The sequence below is a fragment of the Cedecea sp. VD22 genome (assembly GCF_037150195.1).
GTDB lineage: Bacteria > Pseudomonadota > Gammaproteobacteria > Enterobacterales > Enterobacteriaceae > Cedecea.
The window spans coordinates 78,546-100,604 of record NZ_JBBCPX010000005.1 but is presented as its reverse complement, the minus strand read 5'-3'; the positions used below and the strand labels follow the sequence as shown (position 1 = coordinate 100,604).

The 22,059-nt window shown below is 52.8% G+C and carries 18 protein-coding genes; 10 read left to right on the top strand and 8 right to left on the bottom strand.

Annotated elements, in window-relative coordinates; translation table 11 throughout:
- Window positions 1-14: 14 nt before the first annotated feature.
- The 3 genes from secM to mutT all read left to right on the top strand — a co-directional run bounded on the left by secM (window position 15) and on the right by mutT (window position 3,742).
- Window positions 15-521, top strand: a complete 507-nt coding sequence (gene secM / locus WFK85_RS12015; protein ID WP_166993551.1) for a secA translation cis-regulator SecM — start codon at window positions 15-17, stop codon at window positions 519-521.
- A 63-nt stretch (window positions 522-584) separates the two neighbouring features.
- Complete coding sequence (secA, locus tag WFK85_RS12010; RefSeq protein WP_008461809.1) at window positions 585-3,290, top strand: preprotein translocase subunit SecA; 2,706 nt, start codon at window positions 585-587, stop codon at window positions 3,288-3,290.
- 62 nt (window positions 3,291-3,352) lie between these two features.
- On the top strand, window positions 3,353-3,742 hold the full coding sequence (mutT, locus tag WFK85_RS12005; protein WP_008461811.1) for an 8-oxo-dGTP diphosphatase MutT: 390 nt from the start codon (window positions 3,353-3,355) through the stop codon (window positions 3,740-3,742).
- On the opposite strand, the gene yacG is transcribed toward mutT, so the two are convergent.
- The 3 genes from yacG to coaE are packed head-to-tail and all read right to left on the bottom strand — an operon-like array spanning window position 3,739 to window position 5,309.
- Window positions 3,739-3,936 carry a DNA gyrase inhibitor YacG gene (gene yacG, locus WFK85_RS12000; protein ID WP_008461812.1) on the bottom strand — a complete coding sequence of 66 codons (198 nt, stop codon included), beginning with the start codon at window positions 3,934-3,936 and terminating at the stop codon, window positions 3,739-3,741. The two genes, mutT and yacG, sit on opposite strands and share 4 nt — an antisense overlap.
- Window positions 3,937-3,945: 9 nt before the next feature.
- On the bottom strand, window positions 3,946-4,689 hold the full coding sequence (gene zapD / locus WFK85_RS11995) for a cell division protein ZapD (protein ID WP_336707854.1): 744 nt from the start codon (window positions 4,687-4,689) through the stop codon (window positions 3,946-3,948).
- A complete protein-coding gene (coaE, locus tag WFK85_RS11990) occupies window positions 4,689-5,309 on the bottom strand; it encodes a dephospho-CoA kinase (RefSeq protein ID WP_166993553.1) in 621 nt (206 codons plus the stop codon). Before coaE ends, zapD begins: the two co-directional genes overlap by 1 nt.
- Window positions 5,310-5,696: 387 nt before the next feature.
- Between coaE and WFK85_RS11985 the strand changes: the two genes are divergently transcribed.
- Entirely contained in the window at window positions 5,697-6,740 is a 1,044-nt protein-coding gene (locus tag WFK85_RS11985; protein ID WP_008461816.1) for a GMP reductase, read from the top strand.
- A gap of 29 nt (window positions 6,741-6,769) precedes the next feature.
- On the opposite strand, the gene hofC is transcribed toward WFK85_RS11985, so the two are convergent.
- From hofC to nadC, 4 genes are all read right to left on the bottom strand, one after another.
- Window positions 6,770-7,975 carry a protein transport protein HofC gene (gene hofC / locus WFK85_RS11980; RefSeq protein ID WP_336707800.1) on the bottom strand — a complete coding sequence of 402 codons (1,206 nt, stop codon included), beginning with the start codon at window positions 7,973-7,975 and terminating at the stop codon, window positions 6,770-6,772.
- Window positions 7,968-9,347 (bottom strand): type II secretion system protein GspE, encoded by a 1,380-nt coding sequence (gene gspE / locus WFK85_RS11975; protein ID WP_336707802.1) that lies wholly within the window; start codon window positions 9,345-9,347, stop codon window positions 7,968-7,970. Before gspE ends, hofC begins: the two co-directional genes overlap by 8 nt.
- Entirely contained in the window at window positions 9,344-9,799 is a 456-nt protein-coding gene (gene ppdD / locus WFK85_RS11970; protein ID WP_166993559.1) for a prepilin peptidase-dependent pilin, read from the bottom strand. Before ppdD ends, gspE begins: the two co-directional genes overlap by 4 nt.
- A gap of 185 nt (window positions 9,800-9,984) precedes the next feature.
- Window positions 9,985-10,875, bottom strand: a complete 891-nt coding sequence (gene nadC, locus WFK85_RS11965) for a carboxylating nicotinate-nucleotide diphosphorylase (RefSeq protein WP_336707805.1) — start codon at window positions 10,873-10,875, stop codon at window positions 9,985-9,987.
- Between the two features lie 83 nt (window positions 10,876-10,958).
- Between nadC and ampD the strand changes: the two genes are divergently transcribed.
- Window positions 10,959-11,522, top strand: coding sequence for a 1,6-anhydro-N-acetylmuramyl-L-alanine amidase AmpD (gene ampD / locus WFK85_RS11960; protein WP_336707806.1), 564 nt, complete (start codon window positions 10,959-10,961; stop codon window positions 11,520-11,522).
- A complete protein-coding gene (ampE, locus tag WFK85_RS11955) occupies window positions 11,519-12,373 on the top strand; it encodes a beta-lactamase regulator AmpE (RefSeq protein ID WP_166876761.1) in 855 nt (284 codons plus the stop codon). The genes ampD and ampE overlap by 4 nt, the downstream gene beginning before the upstream one ends.
- A 49-nt stretch (window positions 12,374-12,422) precedes the next feature.
- Here the strand turns inward: ampE and aroP are convergent, their stop codons facing one another.
- Entirely contained in the window at window positions 12,423-13,790 is a 1,368-nt protein-coding gene (gene aroP, locus WFK85_RS11950; protein WP_166993637.1) for an aromatic amino acid transporter AroP, read from the bottom strand.
- Window positions 13,791-14,330: 540 nt separating this feature from the next.
- On the opposite strand from aroP, the gene pdhR reads away from it, so the two are divergent.
- The 4 genes from pdhR (at window position 14,331) to lpdA (ending at window position 21,408) form a co-directional block, all read left to right on the top strand.
- A complete protein-coding gene (gene pdhR / locus WFK85_RS11945; RefSeq protein WP_039290334.1) occupies window positions 14,331-15,095 on the top strand; it encodes a pyruvate dehydrogenase complex transcriptional repressor PdhR in 765 nt (254 codons plus the stop codon).
- Between the two features lie 145 nt (window positions 15,096-15,240).
- Window positions 15,241-17,904, top strand: coding sequence for a pyruvate dehydrogenase (acetyl-transferring), homodimeric type (gene aceE / locus WFK85_RS11940; RefSeq protein WP_336707810.1), 2,664 nt, complete (start codon window positions 15,241-15,243; stop codon window positions 17,902-17,904).
- A gap of 14 nt (window positions 17,905-17,918) precedes the next feature.
- Complete coding sequence (aceF, locus tag WFK85_RS11935; protein WP_336707812.1) at window positions 17,919-19,808, top strand: pyruvate dehydrogenase complex dihydrolipoyllysine-residue acetyltransferase; 1,890 nt, start codon at window positions 17,919-17,921, stop codon at window positions 19,806-19,808.
- A gap of 175 nt (window positions 19,809-19,983) precedes the next feature.
- A complete protein-coding gene (gene lpdA / locus WFK85_RS11930) occupies window positions 19,984-21,408 on the top strand; it encodes a dihydrolipoyl dehydrogenase (RefSeq protein WP_008461828.1) in 1,425 nt (474 codons plus the stop codon).
- Window positions 21,409-22,059: the final 651 nt, after the last annotated feature.

Sequence of the window (22,059 nt, the reverse complement as noted above, 5' to 3'; positions counted from 1 at the left end):
CTCCGGCGGAAAAAGTGATTGGTATTCTAAATCGTTGGCGACAATTTGGCAGACGTTATTTCTGGCCGCATCTCCTGTTGGGGATGGTCGCGGCGAGTTTTGGCATGCCTGCGCTCAACGGTAACACAGAAACCGGCGTGCCCGCTGAAGCTTCCGCCAGCCGTCACGATTCGGCACGGCAGCTGCGTTTCGATAGCCTTGTTCAACTGCAAGAAAGCACTCGCCGTCCTTCCTTTGGTGTGGACTACTGGCACCAGCATGCAATCCGCACCGTTATCCGTCATCTTTCCTTTGCTATGGCACCTCAGGCTTTGCCTGTGGCACAGGAAAGCGTGCCGCTTCAGGCACAGCACCTTGCCCTGCTGGACACGCTTAGCGCGCTGTTAACGCAGGAAAGTAAACCTCCCGTTATTGTTCGCCAGACTGCGTTTAGGGCATCTCCTGTAGGAGACGTTTTCAGTACCGTGGCGTGGATCCGTCAGGTACAGGGCATCCGCGCAGGCCCGCTTTGCCTCAGCTAATTCATCTTCCAAACTAACAACAATTTATTGACCGTACTGACGGCAAGCGTTTGAGAATTTATTATGCTAATCAAATTATTAACTAAAGTTTTCGGTAGTCGTAACGATCGTACACTGCGCCGTATGCGCAAAGTGGTTTCCGTGATCAACAGCATGGAACCGCAGATGGAAAAGCTCACGGATGATGAGCTGAAGGCTAAAACCGGTGAGTTCCGCGCGCGTCTGGAAAAAGGTGAAGTGCTGGAAACGCTAATCCCGGAAGCTTTCGCCGTTGTTCGTGAAGCAAGTAAACGCGTCTTCGGTATGCGTCACTTCGACGTACAGCTGTTGGGCGGCATGGTCCTGAACGATCGCTGCATCGCGGAAATGCGTACCGGTGAAGGTAAAACCCTGACGGCAACGCTGCCAGCTTATCTAAACGCACTGAGTGGCAAAGGTGTACACGTTGTTACCGTGAACGACTACCTGGCTCAGCGTGACGCCGAAAACAACCGTCCTCTGTTTGAATATCTGGGGCTGAGCGTAGGTATCAACCTGCCAGGCATGCCAGCGCCGGCTAAGCGTGAAGCTTACGCAGCAGACATCACCTACGGTACCAACAACGAATACGGCTTCGACTACCTCCGCGACAATATGGCTTTCAGCCCTGAAGAGCGCGTGCAGCGCAAGCTTCACTATGCGCTGGTGGATGAAGTTGACTCCATCCTGATCGACGAAGCGCGTACGCCGCTGATCATCTCCGGCCCTGCGGAAGACAGCTCTGAGCTGTACAAACGCGTGAACAAAATCATTCCGCACCTGATGCGTCAGGAAAAAGAAGACTCTGACACCTTCCAGGGTGAAGGCCACTTCTCCGTGGATGAAAAATCTCGCCAGGTTAACCTGACCGAACGTGGTCTGGTGCTGATTGAAGAGCTGCTTGTGCAAGAAGGCATGATGGAAGAGGGCGAGTCGCTGTACTCACCAGCCAACATCATGCTGATGCATCATGTGACCGCGGCACTTCGCGCCCATGCGCTGTTCACCCGCGACGTTGACTACATCGTTAAAGATGGCGAAGTCATCATCGTTGATGAACACACGGGCCGTACTATGCAGGGGCGCCGTTGGTCAGATGGTCTTCACCAGGCCGTTGAGGCAAAAGAAGGCGTCGAAATTCAGAATGAAAACCAGACGTTGGCGTCCATCACCTTCCAGAACTACTTCCGTCTTTACGAGAAGTTGGCAGGGATGACCGGTACTGCAGACACCGAAGCGTTTGAATTTAGCTCTATTTATAAGCTCGACACCATCGTTGTGCCGACCAACCGCCCAATGATCCGTAAAGATATGCCGGATCTGGTCTACATGACCGAACTGGATAAAATTGGCGCGATTATCGAAGACATTAAAGAGCGTACCGCGAACGGCCAGCCTGTGCTGGTGGGGACCATTTCCATTGAGAAATCTGAAGTGGTTTCCAATGAGTTGACCAAGGCCGGTATCAAACACAATGTTCTGAACGCCAAGTTCCACGCCAACGAAGCGGCTATCGTTGCTCAGGCGGGTTACCCAGCCGCGGTAACTATCGCGACTAACATGGCGGGTCGTGGTACGGATATCGTGTTGGGCGGGAGCTGGCAGGAAGAGATTGCTGAGCTGGATGAGCCAACGCCAGAGCAAATTGCTCAGATCAAAGCGGACTGGAAAGTTCGCCACGATGCGGTACTGGCTTCAGGTGGTCTGCATATTATCGGCACCGAGCGTCATGAATCCCGCCGTATCGATAACCAGCTGCGTGGCCGTTCTGGCCGTCAGGGTGATGCCGGTTCTTCCCGCTTCTACCTGTCGATGGAAGATGCCCTGATGCGTATCTTCGCCTCGGATCGCGTATCCAATATGATGCGTAAACTGGGTATGAAGCCGGGCGAAGCCATTGAACACCCTTGGGTAACCAAGGCGATTGCCAACGCACAGCGTAAAGTCGAAAGCCGTAACTTTGATATTCGTAAGCAGCTGCTGGAATACGATGACGTCGCAAACGATCAGCGCCGCGCTATTTATACCCAGCGTAATGAGCTGCTCGACGTTACCGACGTGAGCGAAACCATCGCCAGCATTCGTGAAGACGTCTTCAAAGTCACCATCGATGCGCATATTCCGCCTCAGTCTCTGGAAGAAATGTGGGATGTAGAAGGTCTGGAAGAGCGTCTGAAAAACGACTTTGATCTCGAGATGCCAATCAAAGAGTGGCTGGATAAAGAACCTGAGCTGCACGAAGAAACGCTGCGTGAGCGTATTCTGCAGACGGCGATTGAGCTTTATCAACGTAAAGAAGAAGTCGTCGGTGCAGAAATGATGCGCCACTTCGAAAAAGGCGTGATGCTGCAAACGCTGGATTCCCTGTGGAAAGAGCATCTGGCCGCAATGGATTACCTGCGTCAGGGGATCCACCTGCGCGGTTATGCGCAGAAAGATCCGAAGCAGGAATACAAGCGTGAATCCTTCTCTATGTTTGCCGCGATGCTGGAGTCACTGAAATATGAAGTGATCAGCACCCTGAGCAAAGTCCAGGTCCGCCTGCCGGAAGAAGTTGAAGCGATGGAACAACAGCGTCGTGAAGAAGCCGAGCGTCTGGCACGTATGCAGCAGCTTAGTCATGTGGATGATGAAACTCAGGCCGCACAGGCGCTGGCAGCAGAAACTGGCGATCGTAAAGTGGGTCGGAACGATCCTTGCCCTTGCGGTTCCGGTAAGAAATACAAACAGTGCCATGGCCGTCTGAGCTAAGGTCTGACAAAATCGAAAAGGCGCAGCTTGCTGCGCCTTTTTTACGCATGGAGTTTGAGAATATGAAGCAACTGCAAATCGCTGTCGGCATTATCCGTAATCAACAGGGTGAAATTTTTATCACGCAGCGCGCAGCCGATGCGCACATGGCGAATAAATGGGAATTTCCCGGCGGGAAGATTGAGGCAGGTGAATCCCCGGAACAGGCCGTTATCCGGGAATTACAGGAAGAAACCGGTATTGTGGTGCAAAGTGCCAGCCTGTTTGAAACCCTGGAGTACCAGTTCCCGGATCGTCATATTTCCCTGTGGTTCTATCTGATAGAAAGTTGGGAAGGTGAACCCTGGGGCAAAGAAGGGCAACCCGGGCGTTGGGTTGCTCAAGGGGAACTCATCGCCGACGAGTTTCCGCCAGCCAATGAGCCCGTCATTTTAAAGCTGCTAAACGATTAGCGTTCCTGTTCTTCGCTCCAGCCTTCGCTTTCAGAGAGGTCGCCGCTGCTGGGAATACGTTTTTCCTCAGCGGCCCACTCGCCCAGGTCGATAAGCTGGCAGCGCTTGCTGCAAAATGGTCGGTATGGGCTGCTTTCGTTCCAGATAACCGCTTTGCCGCAGCCAGGACAATTAACGATGGTTTCTTCGTTCATGTTGTTTCCTTAGCAGCAGGCCAGCTCAAAGTCGAGGCGTTCAGGCACCAGGCCATTCTCTGAATCCAGCGGCATAAAACGAATCGCAAAGCGGCTTTTGTGGCCGGAAATCTGTGGATAAAGCTGATCGCCGAGAGTGAGATGAAGACGAAGCAGGTCGGCATCGTCGCCATTGTCCTGGTAGAATCCATTGAGGCTGGTTTGTTTCCGGAATGGCGCAGAATTGCGGATGATGTCCAGCAGAAGATCGAGCGACTGTTTCACTGCTTCGAGACTGTTTAGCCAAAAATGAACCTGAGCATCGCGTTGTTCCTGCGGCAGATAAAGCCAAATGTGCAGGGTAGGCAGGTCGAAGCTACAGCAGCCGCCTGGGATGCTAAGCCGCTGGCGTACCAGCGCAATAAGGCGATCTTCTCGCAGAATTTGCCCGATGCGCGGCGCGGCCATCAACACGCTGCCGCAGCTCTCCAACTGGCTTCGCAGCGAGTCGATGCGCTGCATATCAACCCCCGGGACTTCTGACCAGCTCAGCAGTTTACGCTGCTGACGGCTTATCTCTTTGAGAATATCGGTGCGAATTTCGCCCCTTTCAAACACATCCAGTAAGTCACCGACGTTACGAAAAAAATGCAGCGCCTTTGCGCTGTCATTGATAGGAAGTGCTGACTGCATCTGTTGGATCAAAAACTCAATACGCAGCCATGTGCGCATTTTCTCATTCAATGGGTGTTCGAAAAGAACCTGAGTGTTCATCATTCTGCTTCCTGTTGTGCGGCCAGACCAGCCAGTTTCAGGTACTGGCGATGCAGGCGGTCAACATGCACGACAACGTCCTGGGGACTGCCGTCATTATTAATTACATCATCTGCCACGGCGAGGCGAGCTTCCCGGGACGCCTGAGCGTCCAGAATCTGCTGGGCGTGTTCGCGGGAAACATTGTCCCGCAGCATAGTACGCGCAATCTGGGTCTCGGGGGAAACATCCACCACTAAAATCCGGTCCGCCTTTTGTTGCAGATTGTTTTCTACCAGCAGAGGGACTACCCACAACACGTAAGGTGAGGTAGCACGAGCAATCTCATCACGAGTTTGCTGCTGGATAATAGGATGTAGCAGGTTATTAACCCATTGCTTTTGCTGCGGGGAGCTGAAGATCGTTTCTCTCAACGCTCGACGGTTTAAAGAACCATCTTCCAGAAGGATCTTTGGGCCAAAATGTTGAGAAATGAGAGCTAACGCATGTTGGCCTGGCTCAACAACCTGACGGGCAATTACATCTGCATCTATGACGGTGACTCCAGCGCGGGAAAAGGCTTCGGCGATGGTACTTTTACCACTGCCAATGCCGCCCGTAAGTGCAACCGTGTAAACCATAAATAACCGATCCTGATGCTATATTTATCAATGAGATAAAAAGTCTTTGGTGGCGTGATTTTAGGTGATTTTGTATCACGTAAAAATCGGGTATTCGCCGTCTGCGGGCTTTTTACCGTTTACCAGGTAAATTTAAACGATTGTAGCGTAAAAAAGTCGGTTTTCGCAGTCTTGCGGAGTCATTATTACTGCGTATGATAGCGTCACTGGAGTTGGCTGTTGTTTGCTCGTTTTACTTTAAGCCACAGGTACGTTTTCCGTGCTTGCTCACCCCAGTGTCTAATTTCTGTATATCTGGGTTCCGGGCTTGCCGTTGTTCTCTGTCTTGAGTAATGAAGAGCCTACCGCCGATCGCGTTCATCGCCATTCGACCCAGAGATCTGCATCATGCGTATTGAAGAAGATTTGAAGTTAGGTTTTAAAGACGTTTTAATTCGCCCAAAACGCTCCACCCTCAAAAGCCGTTCAGACGTTGAGCTGGAACGTCAATTCACATTCAAGCATTCCGGTATCACCTGGTCTGGCGTCCCTATTATTGCTGCGAATATGGACACCGTAGGCACTTTCGCGATGGCGCAGGCGCTGGCCTCATTCGATATTCTTACCGCCGTGCACAAACACTACTCTGTAGAAGAGTGGAGCAACTTTATTCGTTCCGTGCCTGAAAACCTGTTGCGCCATATCATGGTCTCAACCGGCACTTCTGATGCAGATTTTGCCAAAACTAAGCAGATTCTGGCCCTGACTCCTGCACTGAAATTTATCTGCATCGACGTGGCGAACGGCTACTCTGAGCACTTCACCCAGTTCGTCAGCAAAGCCCGCGAAGCATGGCCTGATAAAGTTATCTGTGCGGGTAACGTGGTTACCGGTGAAATGTGTGAAGAGCTGATCCTGTCAGGGGCCGATATCGTGAAAGTTGGCATTGGCCCAGGCTCTGTATGCACCACGCGCGTTAAAACCGGCGTGGGCTACCCTCAGCTTTCCGCCGTCATTGAATGTGCTGATGCAGCTCACGGCTTAGGCGGCCAGATCGTCAGCGATGGTGGCTGTACTGTGCCGGGCGATGTGGCTAAAGCCTTTGGTGGGGGAGCTGACTTCGTTATGCTGGGCGGTATGCTGGCAGGGCATGAAGAAAGCGGTGGTACCGTTGTTGAGCAGGATGGCGAGAAGTTTATGTTGTTCTACGGCATGAGCTCCGAGTCTGCCATGACCCGCCACGTAGGCGGTGTTGCGCAGTACCGCGCTGCAGAAGGCAAAACCGTTAAGCTGCCTCTGCGCGGGCCGGTGGAAAATACCGCTCGCGATATCCTTGGCGGCCTGCGTTCTGCCTGTACCTATGTAGGTGCCTCTCGCCTTAAAGAGCTGACTAAACGCACAACTTTCATCCGCGTAGCGGAACAGGAAAACCGCGTTTTCAATAGCCTCTGATGAGCATCGATGACGCAGCTCAGGCTGCGTCATCCTCCTCCCATGGCATCCCCCATCTGGAAAATAGGTAGATACATGGCTATCACCAGCGTGCCAATGATCAAGCCAATGACCAGCATCATGACTGGCTCCAGCGTGGCGGCAAGATTTTCAGCCAGCTCCTGCGTTTTCTCATAATGCCAGCGCGCCAGGCGCTCAAGCATCAGATCCAGAGAACCGGATTCTTCACCAATTCGAACCAACTGTTGGCAAAGTGGTGTGAAATACCCCGACTGCTCCAACGCCTGCCAGAGGGGCTTTCCCTCGGAAACCCGATCGCGTACATCAGTAATTTGCCGTTGCCAGAACGTCTGGGTCAGCGTTTTTTCAACCGCTTCAAGACCCTGTAACAAGGGGACGCCAGAGTGCTGAGACAGCGTTAGTACGGTAAATATCTGGCTGAGTAGCTGGCCTCGCCTCAAGGGAGCAATGACCGGTACTTTTAACAGCAGTAATTGTTCTTTTTCTCGAATGACGGGTTGGGTGCGGCGAAGCCACAAACCTATAACGGCTAAGAGCATAGCGGTTAAAATCCACCATCCTCCTTGAGACGTTGCCCACTCTGAAAGACTCATAACGGCCTGGGTGATCGCGGGCAGAGGCGCGTTAAAAGAACGATAGATATTGGCAAACTCAGGCAGAACAAACCCAACCATGCCTGCGGTTACCAGCAGTGCAACAATCAAAATAAAGAGCGGATAACGCAGGGCTTTCACGACCTTTTTGCTGAGTTGGTAGTGTTGTTCTTGTTGTTCTGCCAGCCGCTGGCAGCACTCTGCAAGCCTTCCCGTCAGCTCTCCGGTATGCAGTAATGCAATAAACAGGGGCGGGAAGATATGGGGCCATTGCTTAAGCGCTTCGGAAAACGGTATGCCCTGCGCTACCTGTCGTTCTATGTGCTGTAATAATGCCGACCATGCAGGTTTGGGATGCTGTCGGGCTATGAGCAACAGCGCGTCAGTTAAGGCGATACCGGCATGGATCAGCGCTGCAAGTTGCCGGACAAAGTCAATTTTGTGCTGAATATGCCAACAGGATCTCCCTGACAGCGATGATTTTTTAACGGACAGGAGCTGAAGCTGCTGCTGAGCAAGCTCCTCCTCAAGAGAAGCGCGCTCGCCGGCAAGTGATTCACCATTTTTTAATTGGCCTTCGTGGTCTATGGCTTCCCATCGCCAAAGCAGAGGTTTAGGCATGTGGCATACCCAGCACGCGGTAAACCTCTTCCAGCGTCGTATGGCCTTGTGCTACGGCAACGCAGCCATTTTCGAAAAGCGTACTCATCCCTTGCTCTCTGGCGAGACTTTCAATGTTACTTGCGGATTTGCCTTGCGTGATGGCTTGTCTTAGAGCGGCGGATAGCGGCAGGATTTCAAATAACGCTGTTCGCCCATAATATCCTCCGTAGCAACGTTCACATCCTGTCGCATGCCAATTGGGCAGCGCGGAAGGCCAAATGTGTCCAGGTAATGTTATGGCTGATTCGTGGTGTGTTTTGCAGTGAGGGCAAAGCTTTCTCACCAGCCTTTGAGCCACGATGATATTCAAGGCAGATGCGATCATCCAGCGAGGAATGGCCATTTGCTCCAGGCGGACAAGCGTTTCAACGGTGGAGTTGGTGTGCAATGTCGATAAAACCAGGTGCCCGGTCTGGGCAGCTTTGATGGCAATTTCTGCTGTTTCACCATCCCTGATTTCACCGACCATAATGACGTCTGGATCCTGCCTCAGTAATGCGCGTAGGACGTGCTGAAAGGTGAGACCAGCCTTAGGGTTTATCTGCGTCTGGTTCAGCCCTTCCTGAGGAATTTCTATGGGATCTTCTACGCTGCAGACGTTGATACCCGGTTGGTTAAGCGCCGCCAGGGCGCTATACAGCGTAATGGTTTTTCCGCTCCCTGTAGGACCGGTTACCAGAATCATCCCCTGCGGGGCCTGGAGTGATTGCTGAAGTTGTTTTTTTTCATCCTCTGACATCCCCAGAGAATGAATGTCCATATGCTGTTTGCCCTGCTGAAGAAGCCGTAAAACGACCTTCTCGCCGTATCGACAAGGCAGCGTCGAGACGCGAAATGACGCTTTCACCTCCTCGGCGAGGTAGTCCATTTGTCCGTCCTGAGGCAGCCGCTTTTCTGCGATATCCAGGTTAGCCAGAATTTTGAGCCTTGCAGTGACGGGCGCGGCCATTGCCTGAGGCAGTAGCGGTTGACATTGCAGCACGCCATCAATGCGAAGCCGAATTCGATAGGCATTTTCGAAGGGCTCAAAATGGATATCGGATGCACGCTGCTGTACGGCGGTGGCAAGTGTTGTATTCAAAAGTGCGACCGCTGAACTGCTGCGGTCGTGCTCCGAAGGCTGAGAGGGCTCCAGCGTTTGCCATTTCTCGAGCCGTTCAATGGGCCAGATCTCTACATCAATGTGTTTATCGCAAAGAAAGCGGAGCGCCTCGTACATTTGCTCGTTTGGGGCTTCAACCGCAGCAATTCGTACCGCGTCAGGCGTTTCCTCTATCAGTATGGCGTTGTAGTGCTGGCATAGGGCGTTAAGCTGTTCTTTTGTACTCATTTACCCGTCCCCGCTTGCGTTTCGTTAAAGCGGAATACATCTTCACAGGCTTGTTTCAGCGGCGATCCGTTTTCAGCACTGCAGACCCTTGCCCAGCCGGTTACGCCGTTAGCGTCGCTCCACTGAGGGGTGAACGTAACCGCCAGCCCGTTCAGGGATTCCTGGCCGTTGAGCGTCACAATCCCGCTGGCAACGCTCATTGAACTGATGTAGCGCGTCGTTTTGGTTTCAGCGATGCCGTTACTGCCGGCATTGCAATCGGAGATCCCTCCACGCTCGATGGCACAAAGTTCGACGGCGGTACGATAGGGCAGGAAGGTTTGCAGCATATCGGTCAAAGCTGCTTTACGAAGGTAGTTTTGATATCCAGGAATGCCGATGGCGCTCAGAATGGCGATGATGCCTATCACCACCATAAGCTCAATTAGCGTAAATCCTTTTTGCTTGTTCATCTGTCGCTCCTTTTGGTTAGAGAGCAACACTGTGCTGAACAGGCTAAGCAATAGCGAACAGGGAAAAGGACATTCGGGAAATGCTTTCCGTGTTAGTTAACGCAGTTGTATGTATCGACAATAAAAATGGAAATCAGTACGCAAAAAAGCGGGCGCAGTAATGGCTGGCCCGCCGTGGTGTTGCATTAGCGGAAGCGCATAGACAAGTCGAGGGCGCGTATGTGCTTAGTCAGAGCACCTACGGAGATGTAGTCCACGCCGGTATCAGCGAATGTTCTCAGCGTCTCTTTGGTCACGTTGCCAGAGACTTCCAGGCGCGCTTTCCCTTGGGTAAGTGCCACGGCTTCACGCATTTGCTCAACGGTAAAGTTGTCCAGCATGATGATGTCAGCCCCAGCTTTGAGCGCTTGTTCCAATTCACCCAGTGACTCAACTTCCACTTCTACCGGCACGTCAGGGTGCATCCAGAATGCTTTCTCCACTGCCTGACGAATAGAGCCGGAAGCAATAATGTGATTTTCTTTGATCAGGAAAGCATCGGAAAGGCCGAGGCGATGGTTGCTGCCCCCGCCGCATAGCACGGCATATTTCAGCGCGGTGCGCAGGCCCGGAAGTGTTTTACGGGTATCCAGCAACTGCGTTTTAGTGCCCTCAAGCAGCGCCACGTAACTGTGAACTTCGCTGGCTACGCCTGAGAGCGTTTGCACGAAGTTCAGCGCCGTTCTTTCTCCGGTCAAGAGAATACGGGCCGGGCCATTAAGCTCAAAAAGTGGCTGATTGATGGTGACTTCAGCGCCATCTTCGACATGCCATGTCACCGTCACGTCGCCGCCAAGCTGAATAAAGACTTCCTCTACCCAGCGTTTACCGCAAAAAACGCCCTTTTCGCGGGTGATAACAACCGCATGCGACGTGTTTTCTGGGGGTAATAATTGTGCCGTGATGTCGTTGTTTGGGTCGACTTCGCCGCCCAGATCTTCCCGCAGCGCCTGGGCTACGGCGAGAGGGATATCGAGGGTAATTCGTTCGAGCAGCTCGTCACGTCGGCGGTCAGGATTATAACGGCGGGGCGGCATGATTAAACTCCAGAATGAATAAGTTAATATTGTTTCATGCTACTCTGAAGCGACTTCAAGTACCACTCTAAGGAGAACCTCTCATGCAGCTTAAAGACGGCTGGCTGGTGGGGGTAAAACATCTGCCATCCCCGCATTGTGACGGCCGACCGGAAGAGGAAAACCCCTCATTGCTGGTGGTGCACAATATTAGTTTGCCGCCGGGGGAGTTCGGTGGCCCCTGGATTGATGCGTTATTTGCCGGAACGCTCGATCCTGTAGCGCACCCTTACTTTGCCGGTATTTCGCATTTGCGCGTGTCTGCCCATTGTCTGATTCGCCGGGACGGCGAAATTGTTCAGTACGTCCCTTTCGATAAACGAGCCTGGCATGCGGGCGTCTCGAGCTATCAGGGAAGAGAAAAGTGCAACGACTTTTCTATCGGTATTGAGCTGGAAGGTACCGATACGCTGGCCTATACCGACGCTCAATATGAACAACTCACAGCCTTAGCTAACTTACTGATTCAACACTATCCTGATATGGCGAAAAACATCACGGGCCACAGCGATATAGCACCTGGTCGGAAGACCGATCCAGGCCCTTCGTTTGACTGGCCGCGCTTTTGGGGTGCGGTTGAAGAGGCAACTGACAAGGAGAGCACATGACCCTGTTTACCCTGCTGTTAGTCCTGATGGGCGAGCGATTGTTCAAAATGGGCGAACACTGGCAGTTAGATCATCGTCTTGAAGTCCTGTTTGGACGGGTTAAGCATTTTTCTCTGTTAAGAACGCTGTTAATGACCGCTGCATTTATGGCCGTGGTTTTCCTGATTCTCCGTGCTTTGCATGGGTTACTATTCAACGTCCCACTGCTGGTGTTCTGGATTGCGCTGGGTGTGCTTTGCATCGGGGCCGGGCAGGTCAGGCTGCATTATCATTCGTATCTTAAAGCCGCCAGCCATGATGATGAACATGCCCGTGATGCAATGGCTGCAGAGCTTACATTGATTCATGGTGTTCCGCCTGAGTGCAGCGAGCGTGAATACCTGCGCGAGCTACAAAACGCGCTGCTGTGGATTAACTTCCGTTTCTATCTCGCGCCGCTGTTTTGGTTTGTGGTGGGCGGAACATGGGGGCCGGTTACGCTCGCAGGGTATGCTTTCCTGCGCGCATGGCAGACATGGCTTGCCCGGCATCATACGGCACACGAGCGCTTGCTCTCGGGAATTGACGGCATTCTTCATATTCTTGACTGGGTGCCCGTGCGTTTGGTGGGTGTCGCTTATGCCCTGTTGGGCCACGGTGAGCGAGCGCTTCCAGCCTGGTTTGCATCCCTTGCCGACAGGCATACCTCTCAATACCAGGTTCTCACACAACTGGCACAGTACTCGCTGGCGAGAGAACCCCATCAGGATAAGATGAAAACACCGAAAGCTGCGGTATCGCTGGCGAAGAAAATTTCATTGGTGATTGTGGTCGTGGTGGCGTTACTGACGATTTACGGCACTTTGGTTTAGGGCCGGAAGGCTGTAAGAAAACGCCCCGCATTGCGGGGCGTTTTCTTTATCAGGCTTTCACTGTCTTCAGGTTTTTCTGCTTCAGGAAATAACCGACGCCCAGAATCGCAATCCACACTGGGATCAGGTAAACCGAGATGGCCATGCCTGGCGTTATCAGCATGATGACCAACACGCCAACCATAAACAGCAGGCAGACCCAGTTTCCTAACGGATAGAACAGGGCAGGGAAGCGGGTTTTCACCCCTTGTTGCTGCTTAGCACGGCGGAATTTCATGTGAGCCAGGCTGATCATCGCCCAGTTGATCACCAGGGCTGAGACAACCAGCGCCATCAGCAGGCCGAAAGCGGATTCCGGTGCCAGGTAGTTAATCAGCACGCAAAGGGCGGTGAAGCCTGCGGAAACCAGAATCGTGTTCACCGGTACACCGCGCTTATCGACGCTTTTCAACATCTTCGGCGCGTTCCCCTGCTGTGCCAGGCCGAACAGCATACGGCTGTTGCAGTAAACGCAGCTGTTGTAAACCGACAGGGCGGCGGTGAGCACCACGATATTCAGAGCGTTAGCCACGAAAGTGTCGCCCAGCTCATGGAAGATCAGCACGAACGGACTGGTGTCTGCGGTCACGCGCGTCCACGGCAGCAGGGACAGCAGAATCGCCAGCGAACCCACATAGAAAATCAGAATACGGTAGATAACCTGGTTGGTCGCTTTTGGAATGCTCACTTCCGGGTTGTCTGCCTCTGCGGCGGTAATACCGACCAGCTCAAGCCCGCCGAAGGAGAACATAATGATAGCCATCATCATGACCAGCCCGGTGATGCCGTGCGGCAGAAAGCCACCCTGATCCCAGAGGTTGCTGACGGACGCCTGTGGGCCACCGTTGCCGCTAAAGAGTAACCAGCCGCCGAACAGAATCATGGCGATAACCGCCACCACTTTAATAATGGCGAACCAAAACTCCATCTCACCAAAGACTTTAACGTTAGTTAAGTTGATGGCGTTGATAGCGATGAAGAATACCGCCGCCGTAGCCCAGGTTGGGATCTCCGGCCACCAGAACTGGATGTATTTGCCGACGGCCGTCAGTTCAGCCATGGCGACCAGAACGTAGAGTACCCAGTAGTTCCAGCCTGAAGCGAAGCCCGCGAAACCACCCCAGTACTTGTAAGCAAAATGGCTGAAGGACCCGGCTACCGGCTCCTCAACAACCATTTCACCCAGCTGGCGCATAATTAAAAATGCGATAAACCCGGCGATAGCATAGCCGAGAATAATTGCCGGACCTGCGGACTGGATGACGGATGCGCTGCCCAGAAACAGGCCCGTCCCGATAGCTCCACCCAGCGCGATAAGCTGAATGTGGCGGTTTTTAAGACCGCGCTTCAGCGTGTCGCCGTGCTGTTGACCTTCCATCATGTAACCTCGTAGTGGTTAATGTCTGCGCTACATTGACGCGGATGTAATTGTTGTATTCCGTAATGTGTAGTCTTTTTTTTACGGTTATCAATTATGAATTTTGCGGATAGGGCTACCGCATCGCAAAGAATAATGTTAAGCGCAGGCCTTTGCACCTGCTTTCTGCCACTGCTCTGACGAGTTGGGCAAAAAGAAACCATTTGTAAAAAAGAGGGGAGGACAAGGTGAGTCGGGAATACTTCTTGAGCGGCCGTTTTGCGTCACAAAAATGACATACATTCACCGCGTCTTTCGGTTGTTTTTGAAAAATATATCGTTTCATAAACGTTAACTTACCGCTTTGTGGGTAAATGCGAGTTAGTGCCCAAGTTATGGTTTTGAAAATCCCTTCTTTTGTTATTGTTAAAATGTGCCTGCTTTCATGATTTCAATCAAAACCAATATGGACAGAAGGTGAATACTTTGTTACTTTTAGCCTCACGAACGTGAAATTGGTCTTACCAATTGACTCCGGGCTAATGGCAGAGATAGGGAACGATGGCCTACAGCAAAATCCGCCAACCAAAATTATCCGATGTGATAGAGCAGCAGCTGGAGTTTCTCATCCTTGAGGGCACTCTACGCCCGGGCGAAAAACTTCCACCTGAACGCGAACTGGCGAAACAATTTGATGTTTCCCGTCCTTCGCTGCGCGAGGCCATCCAGCGTCTCGAAGCCAAGGGTTTGCTGCTTCGTCGCCAGGGCGGCGGTACTTTTGTCCAGAACAGCCTTTGGCAGAGCCTGAGCGACCCGCTGGTCGAACTGCTCTCAGACCATCCCGAATCCCAGTTTGATCTGCTTGAAACCCGCCATGCACTTGAAGGTATTGCTGCTTATTACGCGGCGCTGCGCGGAACCGAAGAAGATCTCTCGCGCATTGGTGATTGCCATATTGCCATCCAGCAGGCTCAGGAGTCCGGTGATTTAGACGCCGAAGCCGATGCCGTCATGCAGTATCAAATTGCCGTAACCGAAGCCGCGCATAATGTTGTGCTTCTTCATTTATTGCGCTGCATGGAGCCTATGCTCGAACAGAACGTTCGCCAGAATTTTGAATTGCTCTACGCGCGCCGCGAGATGTTGGCGCAAGTGAGCAGCCATCGCGCCAGCATTTTTGCGGCGATTATGGCTCGCCAGCCGGAGCAGGCGCGAGAAGCGTCGCACCGTCACCTGGCGTTTATTGAGGAAATATTGCTGGATCGCAGCCGTGAGCAGAGCCGTCGTGAGCGCTCTCTCCGTCTCCTTCAGCAACGTAAGGATTAAGCGCCAAACTTTTAGCGCGCGGCAACTAAACACAGAACCTGTCTTATTGCGTTCTTTTCTTCAGTTACCCGAATTCATTCGGGCAAGAGCGCAATGGGACAGGTTCCAGATAAATCAACGTATTAGACAGATAAGGAATACCCCCATGTCAGAACGTTCCCCAAATGACGTGGATCCGATTGAAACTCGCGACTGGCTACAGGCGATCGAATCGGTTATCCGTGAAGAAGGTGTTGAGCGTGCACAGTATCTGATCGATCAGCTGCTGTCCGAAGCCAGCAAAGGCGGTGTGAAAGTCGCTGCTTCTGCAGGTGCTCGCAACTATGTGAACACCATTGCCGTTGAAGACGAACCGGAATACCCGGGCAATCTGGATCTGGAACGCCGTATCCGTTCTGCTATCCGCTGGAACGCCATCATGACCGTTCTGCGCGCATCCAAGAAAGATCTGGAACTGGGTGGCCACATGGCATCCTTCCAGTCTTCTGCGACCGTTTACGAAGTGTGCTTCAACCACTTCTTCCGTGCAGCCAACGAGAAAGACGGCGGCGATCTGGTGTACTTCCAGGGCCACATCTCTCCGGGCATCTATGCACGTGCTTTCCTTGAAGGCCGCCTGACCGAAGAGCAGATGAACAATTTCCGTCAGGAAGTTCACGGTAAAGGTCTGTCTTCTTATCCGCACCCTAAACTGATGCCAGAATTCTGGCAGTTCCCGACCGTTTCCATGGGTCTGGGCCCAATCGGTGCGATCTACCAGGCTAAATTCCTGAAATATCTGGAACACCGTGGCCTGAAAGACACCTCTGAGCAAACCGTTTACGCCTTCCTGGGCGACGGTGAAATGGATGAGCCAGAATCTAAAGGCGCGATCACCATCGCGACCCGTGAGAAGCTGGACAACCTGTGCTTCATCATCAACTGTAACCTGCAGCGTCTGGATGGTCCGGTCACCGGTAACGGCAAGATCATCAACGAACTGGAAGGCATCTTCAGCGGTGCTGGCTGGAACGTTATCAAAGTGATGTGGGGCGGTCGTTGGGATGAGCTGCTGCGTAAAGATACCAGCGGTAAACTGATCCAACTGATGAACGAAACCGTTGACGGTGACTACCAGACCTTCAAATCCAAAGACGGTGCCTACGTTCGTGAGCACTTCTTCGGCAAATACCCTGAAACCGCAGCGCTGGTTGCAGACTGGACTGATGAGCAGATCTGGGCCTTGAACCGCGGTGGTCACGATCCGAAGAAAGTCTACGCTGCACTGAAAAAAGCGCAGGAAACCAAAGGTAAAGCGACCGTTATCCTGGCCCACACCATCAAAGGTTACGGCATGGGCGATACCGCAGAAGGTAAAAACATCGCTCACCAGGTGAAGAAAATGAACATGGACGGCGTGCGTTACATCCGCGACCGTTTCAACGTGCCAGTGACCGATGAGCAGGTAGAAAACCTGTCTTACATCACCTTCCCAGAAGGCACTGAAGAGCACAAGTACCTGCACGAACGTCGTCAGGCGCTGAAAGGCTACCTGCCTGCTCGTCAGCCTAACTTCTCCGAAAAACTGGAACTGCCTGCGCTGGAAGACTTCTCTCAGCTGCTGGAAGAGCAGAACAAAGAGATCTCCACCACCATCGCCTTCGTTCGTGCCCTGAACGTGATGCTGAAGAACCCGTCTATCAAAGACCGTCTGGTTCCAATCATCGCCGATGAAGCGCGTACCTTTGGTATGGAAGGTCTGTTCCGTCAGATCGGTATCTACAGCCCGAACGGCCAGCAGTACACCCCGCAGGACCGCGAGCAGGTTGCATACTACAAAGAAGACGAGAAAGGCCAGATTCTGCAGGAAGGGATCAACGAACTGGGTGCTGGCGCATCCTGGCTGGCGGCTGCGACGTCTTACAGCACCAACAACCTGCCGATGATTCCGTTCTACATCTACTACTCGATGTTCGGTTTCCAGCGTATCGGTGACCTGTGCTGGCAGGCTGGCGACCAACAGGCTCGCGGCTTCCTGGTCGGCGGGACTTCCGGTCGTACTACGCTGAACGGTGAAGGTCTGCAGCACGAAGATGGCCACAGCCACATTCAGTCTCTGACTATTCCTAACTGTATCTCTTACGATCCGTCTTACGCGTACGAAGTGGCTGTCATCATGCACGACGGTCTGACCCGTATGTACGGTGAAGCGCAAGAGAACATTTATTACTACATCACCACCCTGAACGAAAACTACCACATGCCGGCTATGCCAGCAGGCGCCGAGGAAGGTATCCGTAAAGGTATCTACAAACTCGAAACCGTTGCAGGTAGCAAAGGTAAAGTTCAGCTGCTGGGCTCCGGTTCTATCCTGCGTCACGTGCGTGAAGCAGCACAGATCCTGGCGAACGACTACGGCGTGGGCTCTGACGTGTACAGCGTAACCTCCTTCACCGAACTGGCTCGTGATGGCCAGGATTGTGAGCGCTGGAACATGCTGCACCCAATGGAAACTCCGCGCGTACCTTACATCGCTCAGGTGATGAACGATGCTCCGGCGGTTGCTTCTACTGACTATATGAAACTGTTCGCTGAGCAGGTTCGTACTTACGTACCTGCTGATGATTATCGCGTACTGGGCACCGACGGCTTCGGTCGTTCTGACAGCCGCGAAAACCTGCGTCACCACTTCGAAGTTGATGCTTCTTACGTGGTCGTAGCAGCCCTGGGCGAACTGGCTAAACGTGGCGAAATCGATAAGAAAGTGGTTGCTGACGCAATTACTAAATTCAACATCGATGCAGAAAAAGTTAACCCGCGTCTGGCGTAAGAGGTAAAGAGACAATGGCTATCGAAATCAAAGTACCAGACATCGGCGCTGATGAAGTTGAAATCACCGAGATTCTGGTCAAAGTTGGCGACAAAGTTGAAGCTGAACAGTCGCTGATCACTGTAGAAGGCGATAAAGCCTCTATGGAAGTTCCGTCTCCACAGGCTGGCGTCGTGAAAGAGATCAAAGTCTCTGTCGGCGACAAAACCGAGACCGGCAAACTGATCATGATTTTCGATTCCGCCGAAGGTGCAGCAGACGCTGCACCTGCTAAGGCAGAAGAGAAGAAAGAAGCCGCTCCGGCCGCAGCACCTGCTGCCGCGAGCGCAAAAGACGTTAACGTGCCAGACATCGGCGGTGACGAAGTAGAAGTTACCGAGATCATGGTGAAAGTGGGCGACACCGTTGCCGCTGAACAGTCTCTGATCACCGTAGAAGGCGACAAAGCTTCTATGGAAGTCCCTGCGCCGTTCGCGGGCGTGGTGAAAGAGATCAAAATCAGCACCGGCGACAAAGTGTCTACCGGCTCTCTGATCATGGTCTTCGAAGTGGCGGGTGCCGCACCTGCTGCCGCTCCAGCACAGGCTGCTGCTCCGGCTGCTGCCGCAGCACCTGCGGCTTCCGGCTCTAAAGAAGTTAACGTCCCGGACATCGGCGGTGATGAAGTTGAAGTCACTGAAGTGATGGTGAAAGTGGGCGACAAAGTTGCCGCTGAGCAGTCACTGATCACCGTAGAAGGCGACAAAGCTTCCATGGAAGTGCCTGCACCATTCGCCGGTACCGTGAAAGAAATCAAAATCAGCACCGGCGACAAAGTGTCCACCGGCTCCCTGATCATGGTCTTCGAAGTAGAAGGCGCTGCACCTGCTGCGGCTCCAACTGCTGCTGCACCAGCTCCAGCCGCTGCGGCACCAGCCCCGGCAGCCAAAGCCGCTGCACCTGCTGCTAAAGCAGAAGGTAAATCTGAATTCGCTGAAAACGACGCGTACGTTCATGCGACTCCGCTGATCCGCCGTCTGGCTCGCGAGTTCGGTGTTAACCTGGCGAAAGTGAAAGGCACCGGCCGTAAAGGTCGTATCCTGCGTGAAGACGTTCAGGCTTACGTGAAAGACGCTGTTAAACGCGCTGAAGCAGCTCCGGCTGCGACCGGCGGTGGTCTGCCTGGCATGCTGCCATGGCCGAAAGTTGACTTCAGCAAGTTCGGCGAAATCGAAGAAGTGGAAATGGGCCGCATCCAGAAAATCTCTGGTGCTAACCTGAGCCGTAACTGGGTGATGATCCCGCACGTTACCCACTTCGACAAAACCGATATTACCGATCTGGAAGCGTTCCGTAAGCAGCAGAACGACGAAGCCGCTAAGCGTAAGCTGGACGTGAAGTTCACTCCTGTAGTGTTCATCATGAAAGCCGTTGCGGCCGCGCTGGAGCAGATGCCTCGCTTCAACAGCTCCCTGTCCGAAGATGGCCAGAAGCTGACGCTGAAAAAATACATCAACATCGGTGTGGCGGTTGATACCCCGAATGGCCTGGTTGTTCCAGTCTTCAAAGACGTGAACAAGAAGAGCATCACTGAGCTGTCTCGCGAACTGATGGCTATCTCCAAGAAAGCTCGCGACGGCAAGCTGACCGCTGGCGAAATGCAGGGCGGCTGCTTCACCATCTCCAGCCTGGGCGGTATCGGGACTACTCACTTCGCGCCGATCGTTAACGCGCCAGAAGTGGCTATCCTGGGTGTCTCCAAGTCTGCTATGGAGCCAGTCTGGAACGGTAAAGAGTTCACGCCGCGTCTGATGATGCCGATGTCTCTTTCCTTCGACCACCGCGTAATCGACGGCGCTGATGGAGCTCGCTTCATCACCATCATCAACAACATGTTGTCTGATATTCGCCGCCTGGTGATGTAATTGAAAAGCCGGCCAATCGGCCGGCTTTTTTCTGGTAATCTCATGGTGTTTGTGAGGTTATTGGCGAAAGCGACAATTCGTGAGCCGTTTGTTGTTTCAAAATTGTTAACAATTTTGTAAACTGCGGGCGGATAGAACGACCCGGTGGACGACGGGTATAAATTAAGAGGTCATGATGAGCACAGAAATCAAAACTCAGGTCGTAGTACTTGGGGCAGGCCCGGCAGGTTACTCCGCAGCATTCCGCGCCGCGGATTTAGGTCTGGAAACCGTCATCGTAGAGCGTTACAGCACCCTTGGTGGTGTTTGTCTGAACGTCGGCTGTATCCCTTCTAAAGCGCTGCTGCACGTTGCTAAAGTTATCGAAGAAGCAAAAGCACTGGCCGAACACGGCATCGTTTTCGGTGAGCCGAAAACCGATATCGACAAAATTCGTACCTGGAAAGAGAAAGTTATCACTCAGCTGACCGGCGGCCTGGCGGGTATGGCCAAAGGCCGTAAAGTGAAAGTGGTAAACGGTCTGGGTAAATTCACCGGGGCTAACACCCTGGAAGTGGAAGGCGAAAACGGTAAAACCGTGATCAACTTCGACAACGCTATCATCGCGGCGGGTTCCCGTCCGATCGAGCTGCCGTTCATTCCTCATGAAGATCCACGTGTGTGGGATTCCACGGATGCGCTGGAGCTGAAATCCGTACCTAAACGCCTGCTGGTAATGGGCGGCGGTATCATCGGCCTGGAAATGGGCACCGTATACCATGCGCTGGGTTCAGACATTGACGTGGTTGAAATGTTCGACCAGGTTATCCCTGCCGCAGACAAAGACATCGTTAAAGTATTCACCAAGCGCATCAGCAAGAAATTCAACCTGATGCTGGAAACCAAAGTGACTGCCGTTGAAGCGAAAGAAGACGGCATCTATGTTTCCATGGAAGGCAAAAAAGCCCCTGCAGAACCACAGCGTTACGACGCGGTTCTGGTGGCTATCGGCCGCGTGCCGAACGGTAAAAACCTCGATGCAGGCAAAGCCGGCGTTGAAGTTGACGACCGTGGCTTTATCCGCGTTGACAAACAGCTGCGCACCAACGTGCCACACATCTTTGCTATCGGCGACATCGTCGGTCAGCCAATGCTGGCACACAAAGGTGTTCATGAAGGCCACGTTGCCGCAGAAGTTATCGCCGGGATGAAGCACTACTTCGATCCGAAAGTGATCCCATCTATCGCTTATACCGAGCCAGAAGTTGCATGGGTTGGTCTGACTGAGAAAGAAGCGAAAGAGAAAGGCATCAGCTACGAAACCGCCACCTTCCCGTGGGCTGCTTCTGGCCGTGCTATCGCTTCCGATTGCGCAGACGGTATGACCAAGCTTATTTTCGACAAAGAGACTCACCGCGTTATCGGTGGGGCGATTGTCGGGACCAACGGCGGCGAGCTGCTGGGCGAAATCGGTCTGGCTATCGAGATGGGTTGTGACGCAGAAGACATCGCGCTCACCATCCACGCTCACCCGACGCTGCACGAATCCGTTGGCCTGGCGGCTGAAGTCTTCGAAGGCAGCATCACCGACCTGCCAAACGCAAAAGCGAAGAAAAAGTAACTTTCAGCGTCTGATAAAGCGGCCCTTTGGGGCCGTTTTTTTTGCCCGTAAAAGGCCGCCCTTGCGAGCGGCCAGTAGCTTAATTGCCCAGGTTCAAAACGAACTGAACGGTAATGTCTGAAATATTCCAGCCACCCTGGCTCAGCGAAAGCAGTGAACCTAACAACAGAAGCAGCGCGTACAGCAAACGCATTTCCATTGCGTGTATACCCTTTGGGCTACGGCGATTCCTTCTTCACCGGGAAAGGCAGAATCAGGCAAGTGTACAGGACTTACCACGTAGAGCGGTTAAACTGCTCCCGAACCCGATGACTGGCTGCTACACCAGCGAAGCAGGCCATCGTCGAATGTAGGGTAAAAGAGGGGGATCGGATATGGAGATTTCAAGCTTGCAGTGGCTTACATCCTCTTTTAGATGTCAGCTCGCAAAATGAGCAATATGCCTTGCAACCATATACTGATAAGGGCATTATCGTCCTCGTACTGGACTTGCCACAAAACATTTCCTTTCATCGTGTGCTACCACTTTGTCAGGGCAAACGAACCGCCGAAAGGCGGTTTTTTTGTGTCTGAGGGTCATATCAAAAAGTAATCTATTCCCCCTTAACGATTCAGCAACGTTTTAATGTTGCTTTTTTGTAAACAGATTAA

Coding starts and splice junctions, on each gene's coding strand:
- yacG (WP_008461812.1), bottom strand. CDS start 3,936: ATGAACGAAGAAACCATCGTTAATTGTCCTGGCTGCGGCAAAGCGGTT.
- aroP (WP_166993637.1), bottom strand. CDS start 13,790: ATGGAAGGTCAACAGCACGGCGACACGCTGAAGCGCGGTCTTAAAAAC.
- coaE (WP_166993553.1), bottom strand. CDS start 5,309: ATGGTTTACACGGTTGCACTTACGGGCGGCATTGGCAGTGGTAAAAGT.
- nadC (WP_336707805.1), bottom strand. CDS start 10,875: ATGCCGCCCCGCCGTTATAATCCTGACCGCCGACGTGACGAGCTGCTC.
- pdhR (WP_039290334.1), top strand. CDS start 14,331: ATGGCCTACAGCAAAATCCGCCAACCAAAATTATCCGATGTGATAGAG.
- ppdD (WP_166993559.1), bottom strand. CDS start 9,799: ATGAACAAGCAAAAAGGATTTACGCTAATTGAGCTTATGGTGGTGATA.
- ampD (WP_336707806.1), top strand. CDS start 10,959: ATGCAGCTTAAAGACGGCTGGCTGGTGGGGGTAAAACATCTGCCATCC.
- mutT (WP_008461811.1), top strand. CDS start 3,353: ATGAAGCAACTGCAAATCGCTGTCGGCATTATCCGTAATCAACAGGGT.
- aceE (WP_336707810.1), top strand. CDS start 15,241: ATGTCAGAACGTTCCCCAAATGACGTGGATCCGATTGAAACTCGCGAC.
- gspE (WP_336707802.1), bottom strand. CDS start 9,347: ATGAGTACAAAAGAACAGCTTAACGCCCTATGCCAGCACTACAACGCC.
- aceF (WP_336707812.1), top strand. CDS start 17,919: ATGGCTATCGAAATCAAAGTACCAGACATCGGCGCTGATGAAGTTGAA.
- ampE (WP_166876761.1), top strand. CDS start 11,519: ATGACCCTGTTTACCCTGCTGTTAGTCCTGATGGGCGAGCGATTGTTC.
- secA (WP_008461809.1), top strand. CDS start 585: ATGCTAATCAAATTATTAACTAAAGTTTTCGGTAGTCGTAACGATCGT.
- zapD (WP_336707854.1), bottom strand. CDS start 4,689: ATGAACACTCAGGTTCTTTTCGAACACCCATTGAATGAGAAAATGCGC.
- WFK85_RS11985 (WP_008461816.1), top strand. CDS start 5,697: ATGCGTATTGAAGAAGATTTGAAGTTAGGTTTTAAAGACGTTTTAATT.
- lpdA (WP_008461828.1), top strand. CDS start 19,984: ATGAGCACAGAAATCAAAACTCAGGTCGTAGTACTTGGGGCAGGCCCG.
- hofC (WP_336707800.1), bottom strand. CDS start 7,975: ATGCCTAAACCTCTGCTTTGGCGATGGGAAGCCATAGACCACGAAGGC.